Source organism: Thermoflavimicrobium daqui (assembly GCF_003313465.1).
Lineage (GTDB): Bacteria > Bacillota > Bacilli > Thermoactinomycetales > Thermoactinomycetaceae > Thermoflavimicrobium > Thermoflavimicrobium daqui.
In genome coordinates, this window is sequence record NZ_KZ845671.1 from 100,902 (window position 1) to 115,456 (window position 14,555).

Here is a 14,555-nt window from a genome sequence, read left to right on the forward strand (position 1 = left end):
AAAATCCCTATCAACTATTGATAGGGATTTTTATTACAGCTAATCAATATCTATCATATTTTTCTATCTTATATGAAACGATTAGCATCTTACTGTGATTTTGCTTGTTTTTATTTGGTATATCCAGCCTCTTGGGCATCCTGTTCATTAAAGAAGAAAACACGTTTTTCGATCGGAATTTGCTTGTATAAAGAAGGAATTACATATTTTTTGGTATAGTAATTTCCTACGTACTTATCAGGCTCTTGACCAGAGATTCGGTCACGGAACTCAAAAGGTAATTCTTTGATGGGATTGGATGGACTCCACATACCTTTCCCACTATTTTTTGCTTCTAAATAAGCAGACTGGTAGTCAGTGAAATATTTCATATTGGGCCAGATATAATATGTAACCGCATGACCCTGACGAACCATTTCTTTGTTTACATTTAATGTTCCTTTTTTAACATGAGCCAACAGACGGCCATATGCATCTTTCGCCTCTGTATCCGTTTCGATGGTTACTTTGGTACCTGAGGGAAGAAGTTGAGATAGATAATTTTTTGCGTTAGTTCCCCAAGGGCTTTGTGATTGACCATTATAATTCGTTTCAGGTGCATCGATGGAAAGCATGCGAACCTTTGTAGTACCAAGGACTGCATTTTTTAAGTAGACGGTATCACCGTCTACAACGCGATCTACATAAGACGTATAGCTAGCAGCATAAGACTGGGAAGAAAAAGGAAAAACCAAACACGCCCCTAAGATAAGAGAAACAAAGAGTTTTTTCATTCAAATATCCCCCTTTTTGAGATTCAAAACTTATATACCCTTTTTCGTTATTACATTTATTAAATTAATATAAATATTATATTTATAATTCATTTTATATCTAATAAGAATAGTTTTAAATAGGTAAAATGGGGTATTCACCTAGAATAGAAGTAGATCAATAATGAGGAATTGAAACTTCATTGGATAATGCGTCTGTTCTTATCAAAGCAAAGCAAGAGATACTCTCAATTTGATATCTATCAGGATTACAAGATACCCACAACCATTAGGTGGTGGGTTTTCTTTCGATATCAATAATAGCCTGTTACTAGTTCAAATGGTGGGATTGACAGATGTGGAAGGAGATTTTAGGAAATTGGAAAGAGCTAGAAAAAGTTTGAAGGGAAACAGAAAAGGGATCTAGCTGATCTTGAATGTCGCAAAAAAGAAATGGATAAATTAAATGAAGGGGTATAGGGCTTAATTTGAACATCATTTTTATTTGGACAAATGGAAAGGGAATGGTTAGTTATTTTTTATAGTTAAATTATTGATGATATGTTTATATTTTTATTGTTTCATTTTATGATTTAATTAGATAATAACAACATTCAATCCTTTAAAGATTGAATAGATCAAGATTAAGAATCATCTTGAAGCGATTGTTGACAACCTTGGCTATCTTAAGTATTATTATTTTAAATTTAAGATAATTACCTTTTAAAAGTAAGAAAGGAGGAAGCCAAATGTCAGTCGAGAATGGAAGGGATCAGTCGCTTGAACTCTTTGTCGTTTTAGTACGGGCTTATAATTGGATTAGCGCACATGCTCATCGTGATATTCGGCGATATGGTTTAAATCCTACTGAATTTGGTGTGCTTGACTTGTTATACCATAAAGGCCCACAACCCCTTCAGCAGATTGGAGAAAAGATCCTTATTTCGAGTGGAAATATTACCTATGTCATCGATAAACTAGAGAAGAAAAACCTCTTGATCCGCAAACCTTGTCCGAAGGATCGTCGTGTTACTTATGCGGAATTAACAGAGCAGGGGGAGCAATTTTTTGCAGAGATTTTTTCACAGCACCAAGAAGTGATTCATCAAGCTTTAAAGGGGCTGGATGTAGATGAAAAGCAGGTTGCTATTCAGCTGATTAAAAAGTTAGGATATCAAGCACAAAAAAGCTATTCAGCATATGTATAAAATAGTTCTTGACAATTTTTTCACAATCTATTATCTTAATATCGAGATGTTTAATTTGTAAGCTTTCTTAAATATCATCCATCATGTATGTTCTTTTTATTTATTGTATATCTTGAATTTGAGATATACAACTTTAAGATTTATAACTAAAAGGAGGATCTTTTTATGAACAAAGTTTTATTTGTCAAAGCAAATTCACGTCCAGCGGAACAAGCAGTAAGTGTCCAAATGTACAATGCTTTTTTAGAAGCATACAAAGCTGCTCACCCTGAGGATCAAGTAGTTGAGTTAGATTTATTTGCGGAGAATCTCCCTTATTACAGTATAGATATGATTAATGGTATGTATAAGCTCGCACAAGGATTTGAGTTAACTTCTGAAGAACAAAAGGCGACTGCGACTGTCAATCAATATCTTGACCAATTCCTAGGTGCTGACAAAGTTGTATTTGCATTCCCACTATGGAATTTTACAGTACCAGCAGTACTGCATACGTATCTCGATTACTTAAGCCAAGCAGGTAAAACATTTAAGTACACACAAGAAGGACCAGTTGGTCTGGTAACAGATAAAAAAGTGATGTTGCTGTGCGCAAGAGGTGGTATCTATTCCGAAGGTCCAATGGCTGCAAAAGAAATGGCTTTAAACTACGTAAGTACAATTATGGGCTTCTTCGGAGTTACTGATTTACACACAGAAGTGATTGAAGGTCATAACGCATTCCCAGATCGTAGCCAGTCCATCATTGAAGATGGATTAGCCAATGTAAGAAAAGCAGCAGAGAAATTCTAATGATAAAAGCTGGATTCCAGTAGGGAGTCCAGCTTTTTATATGAATATCATTGTTTTCCTATAATTTTCGCAGCTTGATTTCTTTAATACGATGACAGGCACCTTTTTTAAGGATGAGACTAGAACGATAACGTGTAGGTATAATATTTTTTTCTAAATTAATTCCATTAATATCGTTCCATATTTGTGTAGCAATTTTTGTCGCTTCATCTTCAGATAGATCAGCATAACGATGGAAATAAGAGTGAGGGTTTTGAAACGCTGTTCGGCATAAAACATGGAAGCGATCAATATACCACTGCATAATATCTTGTTCATCTGCATCTACATAAATCGAAAAGTCGATAAAGTCAGAAACAGTTAATCTGGGACGACTTGCTTTTTGATGTCGTGGTGTTTGCAAGATATTCAGACCTTCTATAATCAAGATATCTGGCTGGCGTATGGTTTGAAACTGATTAGGTATAATATCATACTCTAAATGGGAATAGACAGGAGCGGTTACTTCCGCTTTACCTGATTTTACATCAATTAAAAACTTAATTAGTTTTTGTAGGTCATAGCTTTCTGGAAAGCCTTTTCGCTTCATGATCCCTCTTTGTTCTAGAATTCGATTGGGATATAAAAAGCCATCAGTAGTAACTAGGTCTACTTTAGGGTGGTTAGGCCAACGGGTTAAAAGTGCTTGTAAGATACGTGCTGTGGTGCTTTTTCCAACAGCTACACTACCTGCGATCCCGATGATATATGGGACTTTAGGGGTTAAATGTCCTAAAAAAAGATTGACTGCCTTATATGTATCTTGATTATTTGCTACATGAATATTTAGGAGTCGTGTCAAAGGGAGATAAATGTCACTAACTTCATCAAGTGATATTTTTTCATTGATCCCCCTTAGTTTTTCTAGTTCTGCTTCGGTTAAAGGAAGTGAAACTGAAGCACGTAACTGTTTCCAATCAGGATGTGTAAAAGTGATATAAGGTGAAAGAAGTTCGTTATCTGTCATAAAATCCCTTCCTCATTATTTAACTGTAACTCTCGAATCGGTCGCTTGCCGTTTTTTTGCATATACTCCCGTTACCTTAGATCGATCATGATCGTTTCATATGAATGTGTCTATATCCTTCTTATTTTAACTTAATCCGGATAAAATACCTAATATAGTTTTTAATCATACATAAGTTTATCAGTAGTGTCGATTAACTAAAGAAATCAATACGATTGTCAATTCGAATTCTATCTAACTTACTGACTGGATTGCTCGCTTTAGTCGATATACACCTTCTTTGATGATTTCTGGGGATAAACTACCATATCCCATCACAATTTGTTTCAGATGTCCTCCTTTTTGTAAGGCAAAATCTTCAACAGGATAGATCTTTACTCCTTCCTGTAAAATTTGTTTCGTAAGTAGAGATGTAAAGACAACATTAGCAAAATCTGCAACTAGGTGAATTCCTGTTGCTTGACCTAAAATAGAAATATAAGGAAATTCTTGTTTCAAGGAAGAAATCAATGTCTGCCGACGTTTACGGTAGATTTTTTTCATTTTACGAATATGTCTTTCCATGTGACCTTCTTCGAGAAAACGAGCTAAGATTCTCTGTTCTAAGGAAGATGTATGGCGATCCATCAGCCACTTTTGACGCTGAAAATGATGAGTGAGAATGGGAGGGAGTACAGCATAACCAATCCGTAGACCAGGCGAAAGGATTTTACTAAATGTTCCTATATATATGACTCTCTCTGGATCTAACCCTTGCAAAGAGGGTACAGGGCTTCCTTCATAGGTAAACTCACTATCATAGTCGTCCTCAATAATAAACGAATGCGTATCCCGAGCATATTGAATCAATTGGGTTCGACGCTGAATAGGGAGCACTCCGCCCATCGGAAATTGATGTGAAGGCATGACAAAAATTAGTTTACAGGAAGTGGTTGGGGGGAGAAGATGGGTTTGCATCCCTTTTTGATCAACAGGTATTGGATAAATCGAATAACCAGCGGAGATAAAAAGATTGCGAATTTCATATGTAATTGGATCTTCCATGATGATTTCAGCATTTTGTTCTTTAAAGCACTGAGAAATCAGATGGAATGCTTGCGTAGCACCTGATGTGATCAGTATTTGATCAGGGTGGCACTTAACCCCGCGATAGCGATGTAAATATTTGGAGAGTGTCTGTCGAAGTTCCGTTAGTCCGAGAGGATGGCTATAGCTAAAAATGATATCGGAAGCTTGGTTACAAACTTGCTTTGCTAGTTGTCCCCACACTTTACGAGGAAAGTAGTCAATGGCAGGATTTGCAGCACGAAAGTCGATATAGGATGTGTCGTCTTGGTTAGGGCAAGTTTCTATCATTGATGCAGGAGTCCAACTACGCCCTAAGCGTAGTGACGATCCATCAGCTACAAATGTTCCCAAGCGAGGCTGACTGTAGATAAATCCTTCAGCGATGAGCTGGTCATAAGCTTCTAAGACGATATTTCGTGAGACTCCTATATTGTTAGCTAATTCACGTGTAGAGGGAATACGTTCACCTGGTTGAAGCTCGTTATGGAGAATGCTTTCACGAATTTGTTCATAGATTTGCTGTGTCATAGGCTTATGAGAGGAACGGTCTATGGTTATCCAGATCATTTTTAATTCTCCATTTCCTTTTTTTATTGCTGGTACTATAAATATAACAGAAAGTTGGATCTACATCATACCAATATACTCATGATATGTTGGATTTGGAAGGGAGAGATAAGATGAAAACTATTGGTTTAATTGGTGGACTTAGTTGGGAATCTTCAGCGATTTATTATCGATTGATCAATGAGAAAATTCGCGAACGGTTGGGTAAGCTGCATGCAGCAAAATGTATTTTACATTCATTTAATTTCCAAGAAATAACGAATTTACAACATGTTGGGAAATGGGATCAACTAACTGATATGATGATCCATGCTGCGAGAAATTTAGAAGCAAGTGGAGCAGAATGTATCCTAATTTGTACGAATACCATGCATAAAATGGCAGATGAGATACAAGTTCAGATAAATTCGCCTTTACTACATATTGTTGATGCTACAGCTAAACGTATTCAACAGCTAGGTCTTAATAAAGTGGGTTTACTTGGAACAAAATTTACGATGGAGCAAGCTTTTTATACAAATCGCTTACAAAATCAATATGGAATACAGACGGTAATTCCTAATGAGGAAGGACGCCAGATTGTTCATCAAGTAATTTATCAAGAATTATGTGCTGGAATTATAAGTATAGCTTCTAAAGAAAAGTATAAAAAAGTAATCCAACAGTTGCTTGATGAAGGTGCAGAAGGAATCATCCTAGGATGTACAGAAATTCCCATGCTAATTAAACAAGAGGATATAAAAGTTCCGATTTTAGATACGACAGATCTTCACGCTTCATATGCAGTAGAATATTCTCTAAAATAAGAATGGATGAAATAACGGTCATATGTCCATACTGAAAATAGATCTCGAAAATAAATAGGTCAAAGATTAGCTCACAATGAGTAAGGAGATTTTCGGAGGGAAATCAGATGGATCATGGTCAAATTCAAGATACACTCGATCAGATATTTACAGATCGTGAACTAGGTCAAATCGTTTCTGCTTTGAAAAAATCTTATTTTCTTGCCAAAAGTGAACAGTCTCTAGAGCAGTTAGAGAATATTGAAGGTGCTTTACAAAAAATCGGTTGGGTTATTGATGAAGAACAACCAAAGCAAATCCGCACCCTACGTGACTATGAGCTTTAAAGACAGTGAAAAACTGACATTCAAGGAGTATTTTACTTCAGATGTCAGTTTTTTATTTGAAAAATATTTCACAAGCCTTTAATTTACCCTTTGCGGAAGCGCTCCCCACTTGTGGTATGATAGGGGATGTAAAGTGGATTATGGACTGGAGGGATATTCCATGTCAGCTGAACTTTTTGACTTATTTACTTATACAAGCAACTGGGACTTAACCCTAAATCTTGTATTTATTGCAGTAGCTATCATGTATTTACTCGTTACAGGACCACTGCGTCATCGTTTTCCTGAAACCGAACCGGTATCGGGGAAGACCAAGTTTTTTTTCCTGACCGGGCTAATCGTATACTACTTTTCGGCAGGAAGTCCTTTGAACTTGTTAGCGCATGAATTATTTAGCATGCACATGTTACAGATGTCGTTGCAGTATATTGTACTTCCACCGTTGCTATTACTTGGAATCCCAGCTTGGATGTTACGTCCATTGATTAAGATTCACTGGATTCGGGCGATTGGTAAATTTTTCACTCGACCATTGGTTATTCTATTTGTCTTTAATGGTCTGCTTTCCCTATATCACTTTCCCTATATCTTTGATCTGATAATGAGTAGTCAGGTATTGCACATTGTTTCACATACTATATTACTTTTTACTGCGCTTTGTATGTGGTGGCCAGTCGTTTGCCCTGTTCCTGAATTGGATCGGATGAAGCCTCTCTTAAAACTTGGGTTTCTTGTTGCCAATGGTGTGCTCTTGACTCCCGCTTGTGCACTTATTATGTTCGCTGATACGGTGTTGTTTGACTATTATGCTTCAGCGTCAAAGTATGTATCTGTGATAAGTTTACGTGATGATGAGCAACTTGGTGGTATCATCATGAAAATCATTCAAGAGGTAGTTTATATTACAGCAATCGGTTTTGTATTTGTACAGTGGCTCCGTATACAAAGAGCGCAAGATAAAAAGGAAATGGAAGAACTGTTTCAACAAAATCGTGTACCTTCACCTCAAGAGTGAGCTGAAATGAAACGAATTCTTCAAGCATATAACAAAGGAAAGCAAAAAAGAAAGTATTTTTTGATCTGGGGATCTGTATGGAGTATGATGATATTGTCAGGCTGTGGTTCCAACTCTTTACCAGAGAATAATCTTGACGCTACTGTAGATCAGGTATCTGCTGAAGAAAAGCTATATCAAAATTACTGTCTAAACTGCCATGGTGATAAGTTAGAAGGAGAATATGGTCCCAGTTTACGAAGAATCGGGCAAAAATACACAGCTGAAGAGATCATAAACATAATGGAAAAAGGAATTGGAAAAATGCCAGCTCAGAATTATATTCCGAAATCTGAACAGCAACAGTTGGCTAAATGGCTGGTAAAACGAAAATAGTATTAGATTACTTCACAATACGTACCGTCCTATGGGCGGTATTTTTTTGGGCTAAAACTAGGGCTTTCTATATACTCCCATTTAGTAGAAATAATGTATTTAATTTTAATACGTTTTATAATATATTTTATTTTATAATATCTTTACAGATTAAATAGAATAGTGTTATATTTTAATTAAGTTTATATTCTGAGGAGGTAAAATATGAGGAAGTATTTGAGTGTTATAACAGCCGTGTGTACAGGATTAGCATTGGCTCTAACACCTGCTTTACCATCTCTAGCAAAAGAAGAAGTTAAAGCTAAGATGCCTGCTAAAAAATTGGCACCCACTAAAACAATTAGTAAGAAGATTGGGAATACTCCTAGCTTACAAAAAGGCTTACCTGCTCCGAAAGAAGTACGTTCAAAAGATGGAAAAGCATCTTATTTTGCCAGTTTTAGTGGCACAAAAACCAAAAATATTACTCCTTCGATTGTAATTGGCCCTGATGATCGCAAACAAGTAACAGATACAACTATTTTCCCATATTCAGCTATTACCTCTCTTGAAATCACATTAGCCGATGGTAGAAAAAGTGGATGTACGGGTTGGTTAATCGGCCCACATACAGTCGCAACCGCGGGGCATTGTATATATGATACGAGTACTGATACGTGGATGAAATCCGTTCGTGTTTACCCAGGACGAAATGGTAGTTCTGCTCCATTTGGATCAGTAGAAGGGGTTGAATTAGAGAGTGTATCAGGTTGGGTGAATGATGGAGATCCTGCATATGACTATGGAGTTATTCATTTGAAAGAGAATATCGGATATGATGCAGGTTGGTTTGGATTCCGTTGGCAAGATGAAACCTACAAAGGTCAAGAAGCAACCATTGCAGGTTATCCAGGAGATAAATATCAAGGTACGCCTCTGTATTTAAAGACAATGTGGCAACATACCAGCAAAATTCTAAGTGATACCAATACTCGCTTATTTTATGATATTGATACCTTTGGTGGTCAAAGTGGTTCACCTATTTGGCAAACACGTTCAGATTGTGGAGAGTGTGGAATTGGCGTTCATGCCTATGGTTATGGAAGTCAGCAGATGAATGGTGGTACCCGTATAAATCAAGAGCGTTTCAATAAATTTAAAGAGTGGGTAAATAAAACTGTTGAATAGGAAATTGTAGGAGATAATTATTTATTGGGTTTGATTTATGCGAATATCTATTAGGAAATCTTGAAAAATAAGTAGAGTAACATTTCCTAACTGAAAATAGTAGTTTTTAGATATGAGGGAGGCTACCCTTTAAAAAGCCGCTGATCGTTTTTGAATTTGCACCTATACAAAACGATCAGCTATAGTTCTTGGTCTGACAAAGGATTTAGCTCAAATGATACAACACGCTTATTAAATTGTAGTAGATTTAACCTCTTTTTCCAAAAAAGTTAAAAAGAAACAAGGAGCGACTTCTTTCTGTTTAACTTCGATAAAACCAAGTTTTTTGTACAGTCTAAGAGCAGGAGTGTTATCTGCACCTGTACTTAGCAAATATTTATGCACATTCGTTTCAACATCAAATACATGTTGCATAAGACTTTGTCCGATGCCTTGTCGAAAATAGTCTGGATGAACCACTAAACGATCAAATTCAAGGATCCCATTTAATACTTCATAGCCGATGACACCAACTATTTTTTCTTCCTTGATATATCCATAAAAGGTAAGAGGGCTTTTGACTAGAGAATCTACTGTTTCACGTAATTGAGGTATTTGATCAAATCCAATTAGTTTTGCTTCGATTTGGTAGGCAGGAATTTGAACTGCTAAAATTTGCTTAGCGATTTGGGGATCGGTTACTTGTAGTTTAATTATCATCACGTTTGACTCCTTTAGCGATAAATGAAAACATGCTTTCTTTTTTCTATATGAGGAAAATCAAAAACCCTGATCGATAATAAGTAATATTGGGTATTTTTCAGTAATATGGCCTTTAAGTCCGTTACTCATAAAAGGTAACGGACTTCTTTTATACTATTTAAGTGTGGATAGTTGATTTGAGATTTAGAAATTGAAGTACTTCCTGTACAGCGCGTTTACCTTGATCGATGCAATCAGGGATACCTACTCCACGATAGGGGGCACCAGCAAGGAAAAGACCAGGGAGATTACTATTTAGGTGTACTTCCAGCTGTTTAACCCATTCAGTATGTCCAACGGTATATTGTGGATTGGCTTCACGCCAACGAGTGATTCGATAGAAGGACGGTTGTTTACGAATGTTCATCACTTTGGCCATATCTTTTTGGACATGCTCTAAAATAGATGAGTCGGACTCAGCGACGATCGCTGCATTTCCTGGTCGTCCTATATAAAAGCGTAGGAGGACTTTTCCATCTGGTGTAGTGTGTGGCCATTTTTTATGTGTCCATGTACAAGCAGTAATTGTGGTATTTTCTGTACGTGGAACTACGAACCCTGTTCCTTCATAAGGTGTTTCTACCTCTGTTTGATCATCAAAGCCCAAGATCACGGTGGCTACGGTTGTTGCCGGAGTATGGTTGGGGGGCTTTGGCAGGTCAATGGAAGGTAACATTTGGGTTAATGTTGGATACGGTGTTGTTACGATGACTGCATCAGCAGTTAACGGCTTTCCATTTTCCAATTGAATTTGGTAGTTTTTGTCTGTTTTTTCGATTGCTTTCACTACACTATTTCGATGAATCGTATTCGATGGTAGTTTTTTTTCGATGGCTTCGACGAAAGCATAAAGCCCGTTTTTGAGCGTTAAAAATTGACCTTTCGGTTTTCCGGGTAAATTGGTTGAGCGACTTTTCTTCATCGCTAAGATTAAGCTACGGTACTTTTCCTCCATTTGTGCAAACTGAGGGAAGGTGGCTTTTAGACTTAGCTGATCTAGATTTCCACCATAAATACCAGATAATAAAGGTTCAATCAAGTGATCGACAACATCATTACCTAGGCGATGACGGAAAAAGCTACCTACAGAGACGTCTTTGTCTAAGGTTTGTCTAGGTAATAGTAAATCAAGTGCAGCACGCATTTTTCCAACGGGTGAAAAGAGACGTGTTGAAATAAAGGGAGAAAGCCGAGTAGGTACTCCCATGACCGATCCCTCAGGAATTGGGTGGAGTCGGCTTTGATGCAATATATAAGCTTGTCCTGTCTGATTTCGTACCAGTTGATCTTCGATGCCCAAGTCGATTGCTAATTGTTTAGCACTGATTTTTCGCTCTAAAAAAGAATCAGGCCCTTTTTCCATCACAAACCCTTGAAAGAGTTCAGTGCGAATTTTACCACCAATACGCGATTTGGCTTCGAGAAGGGTAATACGAATAGGTAATTGTTGTTCTTCAGCTGATTTAAAAAGATAGAAGGCAGTGGATAAACCAGTAATTCCACCACCAATGATAACAATATGTTGTGTATTTTCCATACTCATATTTACACACGTACCTTTAACATTCAATGTTTTTGTTGAGCTAATTGATTACGAATGACAGTGACTAGAGAATCAATAAACATCGGTTTCGTATTGGGCATGTCTGGACGGTAATAGTCAGCTCCCAATTCATCACAAACCACTTTACATTCAATGTCATTATCATATAAAACTTCCAAGTGATCAGCGACAAAACCAACTGGACAATAGATAAAAGAAGTATACCCCTTTTCGTCATGAAGCTGTCGTGTTAGATCCTGTACATCTGGCCCCAGCCATGGATCAGGAGTATTTCCCGCGCTTTGCCAACCAATCTCATAATGCTGAATATCGGCTTCCTTAGCGATGAGTTCTGCTGTTTCTTGTAACTGTTCTGGATAAGGATCATTCATTTGTAGAATTTTTTCTGGCAAACTATGTGCAGAAAAAATGACAACGGTTTTGGCTCGTTTTTCATCTGGAATCTGTTGCGTAGTATGCTTAAGCTGATCCGCCCAATATCCGATAAATTTCGGCTCTTTATACCAACTATCAATGGAGTGAATGACTAGATTCCCTAATCCATCGGCTTTTTGCTTCGCTCGTCCATTGTATGATTTGACACTAAAGGTAGAGTAATGAGGAGCGAGTACAAGGCTGATTGCTTCTGTTATTCCATCCAGATGCATCTGTTCGACAGCCTCTTCGATAAAGGGATGAATATGCTTTAGCCCCAGATAAGCTTTAAACTCGATCTCAGATTGTACTTCATTGAGCCGTTTTTCAATTGCTGCTACTTGCTCTTCAGTAATATGAGCAAGTGGAGAGATTCCTCCGATAGCTTCATACCGCTCTCGTAAATCTTGGATTAGCTCATCGGAAGGTTTTCTCCCATGACGAATATGAGTATAGTAAGGAATCAGATCTTCCGGCTTACGAGGTGTTCCGTAAGCCATCAGCAATAAGCCCATTCTTTTCTTTTCCGACATAATCATTTGTTCCCTCCCTTTTTTGTGTAATGATGAACAAATTCAGTCAAACGTTGAAGGGTCTCTACTTGAACATCAGGGAAGATACCATGGCCTAGGTTAAAAATGTATCCAGGCTGGGAAATGCCTTGATCTAGGATTTCTTTGGCTTTCTTTTCAATGACTTCCCATGGTGCGAGTAATAGAGACGGATCTAAGTTCCCTTGTAGGGTTTTGGTAATACCAAGCTTTCGTGCTGAGGAGATTGAAGTACGCCAGTCAAGCCCGATCACATCAATGGGTAGTTTGTCCCATTCGGTTAATAAATGACCTGTACCTATACCAAAATAAATCAGTGGTACATCTGTAGTTTGTTTAAGCGTGTTAAAGATTTTCTGCATAATGGGTGCGACATATGTCTGATAATCTTCTGCACTTAAAGCACCCACCCACGAGTCAAATACTTGTAGGGCGTGGGCACCGGCACGAACTTGTGCTTGGAGGTATGTAATGGTCATGGCTCCGAGTTTCTCCATCAAAGCATGCCATAATGTCGGGTCAGCATACATGAGTCCTTTTGTTTTATGATAGTTTTTGGAAGGGCCACCTTCAATCATATAACTAGCTAATGTAAATGGTGCACCCGCAAAGCCGATCAAAGGAACAGACAGCCTTTGCGTAAGCATTTGAATAGCTTTTAAAATAAAAGGTACACCCGACTCAGGATCAAGTTCACCTAGACGCTTAACATCTTGTTTTGTACGAATCGGATTGGAAATGACAGGTCCAACCCCTGAACGAATTTCTACATCTACCCCAATTGGTTTTAGAGGTGTCATGATATCAGCAAATAAAATAGCAGCATCTACCCCTAGTTGGGTAACAGGTAAGCTGGTTACTTCTACACATACTTCAGGTGTTTCACTCATTTCAAAGAAAGAATACTGTTTACGAATCTGACGATATTCTGGTTGATAACGACCAGCTTGTCGCATATACCAAACAGGTATGTAGTCTGTCGGCTCCTGTCGGCAAGCTTTGAGGAATGTATCATTGATGGGTTGTTGGGTCATTATGACACACCTTTCAATCTCATTGTCATGGCATTGTATCCACGAAAAATATTTCATTTTCTTTTTATATTATTACCATATCCTTTTATAACTAATGGAGATAGAGGTTCTAATAAAATGTCATCAAATTTTCTTTCTTTCTCTCATATAGAAAGCGATAAAAGATAACAAGAATGAACGCAAGTTGCTTTTTTGTTGGCAAATGCATAGAATAAAATGTCTTTTTTAAATGAATCAATGGGGGTTAGTTTATGCTGGTGAAAAGTGGTTGGCTTAAGTATCTTTGGGTAAGTTCCTTAGGAATATTATTATTACTTGGTTGTGAACCAAAGACACAGTCCCAAGCACCATCATATAACGCAACAGTTGATCGTGTAGTCGATGGGGATACCATCAGGCTAAAACAAGATGTATTAGGTACACGTAAAGTTCGATTGCTTTCGATAGATGCTCCAGAATTACATTATCAAAATCAAGCACAAAACCCTTGGGCTAAGCAAGCGAAAGACTTTTTGGAAAATCTCATACCACCAGGAACCCAAATACAATTGCAAACTGATCAAGATGCGAAGGATGCTTATGGTCGTCTTTTAGCACATATCCGAAAAGGAAAAATCGATATTAATAAAGAAATGCTTAGAAAAGGTCATGCTGTAACCTATTATATTTATCCCAATTTAAAGCATTTTAAATCCTATCAAGCTGCGTATTTAGATGCGAAGGAAAAAGGAAAGGGAATGTGGGATTCTACTAACCCTATTCCAGAGCTCCCCTTTGAGTTTCGAGATCGTGTATCAGGACAAAGCCAAGATAAATATGTTGGTGACTTTGAGCAAAAGCAGTATGTATCCCCAGAAAAATATAAACAAATACAAGTTGAAAAGCGAGTCTTTTTTTTAAATGAAGAGGATGCTATCCAGGCCGGGTATCAAAAAAGAAATAAATAAGGAAGGTTGATTGACCACTCCTCATAGCTAAAGACGGGGATTCTTAGTTAACGCTCTAAGGTCCATTTCTGCTTCGGATAACTTCCAAGTTAGAGATGTGACATTTACCCTACCATCCCATGCAGTTCTAGGGATTTTGTCTACATGCTCCCGCCTAGTCGGTACCTATTACACGAGACGGCTCAAATTCGGTTTTCCTTTTCTAATGAAGCGGAAAAGGAA

15 protein-coding genes are annotated in these 14,555 nt (G+C 37.5%); 8 read left to right on the forward strand and 7 right to left on the reverse strand.

All coding sequences use genetic code 11. The features are described from left to right. Positions 1 to 110 precede the first annotated feature (110 nt). Positions 111 to 773, reverse strand: a complete 663-nt coding sequence (locus tag DL897_RS14295; protein ID WP_113659821.1) for a thermonuclease family protein — start codon at positions 771 to 773, stop codon at positions 111 to 113. A 728-nt stretch (positions 774 to 1,501) separates the two neighbouring features. Between DL897_RS14295 and DL897_RS14300 the strand changes: the two genes are divergently transcribed. Continuing rightward, a complete protein-coding gene (locus DL897_RS14300; protein ID WP_113659822.1) occupies positions 1,502 to 1,960 on the forward strand; it encodes a MarR family winged helix-turn-helix transcriptional regulator in 459 nt (152 codons plus the stop codon). 165 nt (positions 1,961 to 2,125) lie between these two features. Next, a complete protein-coding gene (locus DL897_RS14305; protein ID WP_113659823.1) occupies positions 2,126 to 2,752 on the forward strand; it encodes an FMN-dependent NADH-azoreductase in 627 nt (208 codons plus the stop codon). 58 nt (positions 2,753 to 2,810) lie between these two features. Here DL897_RS14305 and coaA read toward each other — a convergent pair whose 3' ends face one another. Further along, positions 2,811 to 3,758 (reverse strand): type I pantothenate kinase, encoded by a 948-nt coding sequence (gene coaA, locus DL897_RS14310; protein WP_113659824.1) that lies wholly within the window; start codon positions 3,756 to 3,758, stop codon positions 2,811 to 2,813. Between the two features lie 234 nt (positions 3,759 to 3,992). Next, complete coding sequence (gene pdxR, locus DL897_RS14315; protein ID WP_113659825.1) at positions 3,993 to 5,393, reverse strand: MocR-like pyridoxine biosynthesis transcription factor PdxR; 1,401 nt, start codon at positions 5,391 to 5,393, stop codon at positions 3,993 to 3,995. Positions 5,394 to 5,506: 113 nt separating this feature from the next. Here pdxR and DL897_RS14320 point away from each other — a divergent pair, with 113 nt between their 5' ends. The 5 genes from DL897_RS14320 to DL897_RS14340 all read left to right on the forward strand — a co-directional run bounded on the left by DL897_RS14320 (position 5,507) and on the right by DL897_RS14340 (position 9,082). Next, the gene (locus tag DL897_RS14320) at positions 5,507 to 6,199 is read left to right on the forward strand and encodes an aspartate/glutamate racemase family protein (protein WP_113659826.1); all 693 of its coding nucleotides are present in this window, start codon (positions 5,507 to 5,509) and stop codon (positions 6,197 to 6,199) included. A 107-nt stretch (positions 6,200 to 6,306) separates the two neighbouring features. Then, positions 6,307 to 6,525, forward strand: coding sequence for a hypothetical protein (locus DL897_RS14325; RefSeq protein WP_113659827.1), 219 nt, complete (start codon positions 6,307 to 6,309; stop codon positions 6,523 to 6,525). A 160-nt stretch (positions 6,526 to 6,685) separates the two neighbouring features. After that, on the forward strand, positions 6,686 to 7,540 hold the full coding sequence (locus DL897_RS14330) for a cytochrome c oxidase assembly protein (protein ID WP_113659828.1): 855 nt from the start codon (positions 6,686 to 6,688) through the stop codon (positions 7,538 to 7,540). A 6-nt stretch (positions 7,541 to 7,546) separates the two neighbouring features. Continuing rightward, positions 7,547 to 7,915, forward strand: coding sequence for a c-type cytochrome (locus DL897_RS14335; RefSeq protein ID WP_113659829.1), 369 nt, complete (start codon positions 7,547 to 7,549; stop codon positions 7,913 to 7,915). A 204-nt stretch (positions 7,916 to 8,119) separates the two neighbouring features. After that, positions 8,120 to 9,082, forward strand: a complete 963-nt coding sequence (locus tag DL897_RS14340) for a trypsin-like serine peptidase (RefSeq protein WP_113659830.1) — start codon at positions 8,120 to 8,122, stop codon at positions 9,080 to 9,082. Positions 9,083 to 9,313: 231 nt separating this feature from the next. Here DL897_RS14340 and DL897_RS14345 read toward each other — a convergent pair whose 3' ends face one another. From DL897_RS14345 to hemE, 4 genes are all read right to left on the reverse strand, one after another. Then, positions 9,314 to 9,781 (reverse strand): GNAT family N-acetyltransferase, encoded by a 468-nt coding sequence (locus tag DL897_RS14345; RefSeq protein WP_113659831.1) that lies wholly within the window; start codon positions 9,779 to 9,781, stop codon positions 9,314 to 9,316. Between the two features lie 160 nt (positions 9,782 to 9,941). Further along, positions 9,942 to 11,366, reverse strand: a complete 1,425-nt coding sequence (hemY, locus tag DL897_RS14350) for a protoporphyrinogen oxidase (protein WP_113659832.1) — start codon at positions 11,364 to 11,366, stop codon at positions 9,942 to 9,944. A gap of 23 nt (positions 11,367 to 11,389) precedes the next feature. Beyond that, positions 11,390 to 12,340, reverse strand: coding sequence for a ferrochelatase (gene hemH, locus DL897_RS14355; protein ID WP_240627458.1), 951 nt, complete (start codon positions 12,338 to 12,340; stop codon positions 11,390 to 11,392). Then, positions 12,337 to 13,386 (reverse strand): uroporphyrinogen decarboxylase, encoded by a 1,050-nt coding sequence (hemE, locus tag DL897_RS14360; RefSeq protein WP_113659833.1) that lies wholly within the window; start codon positions 13,384 to 13,386, stop codon positions 12,337 to 12,339. Before hemE ends, hemH begins: the two co-directional genes overlap by 4 nt. A 251-nt stretch (positions 13,387 to 13,637) precedes the next feature. On the opposite strand from hemE, the gene DL897_RS14365 reads away from it, so the two are divergent. Continuing rightward, positions 13,638 to 14,333: a thermonuclease family protein gene (locus tag DL897_RS14365; RefSeq protein ID WP_113659834.1), complete on the forward strand. Its 696-nt coding sequence runs from the start codon at positions 13,638 to 13,640 to the stop codon at positions 14,331 to 14,333. Positions 14,334 to 14,555: the final 222 nt, after the last annotated feature.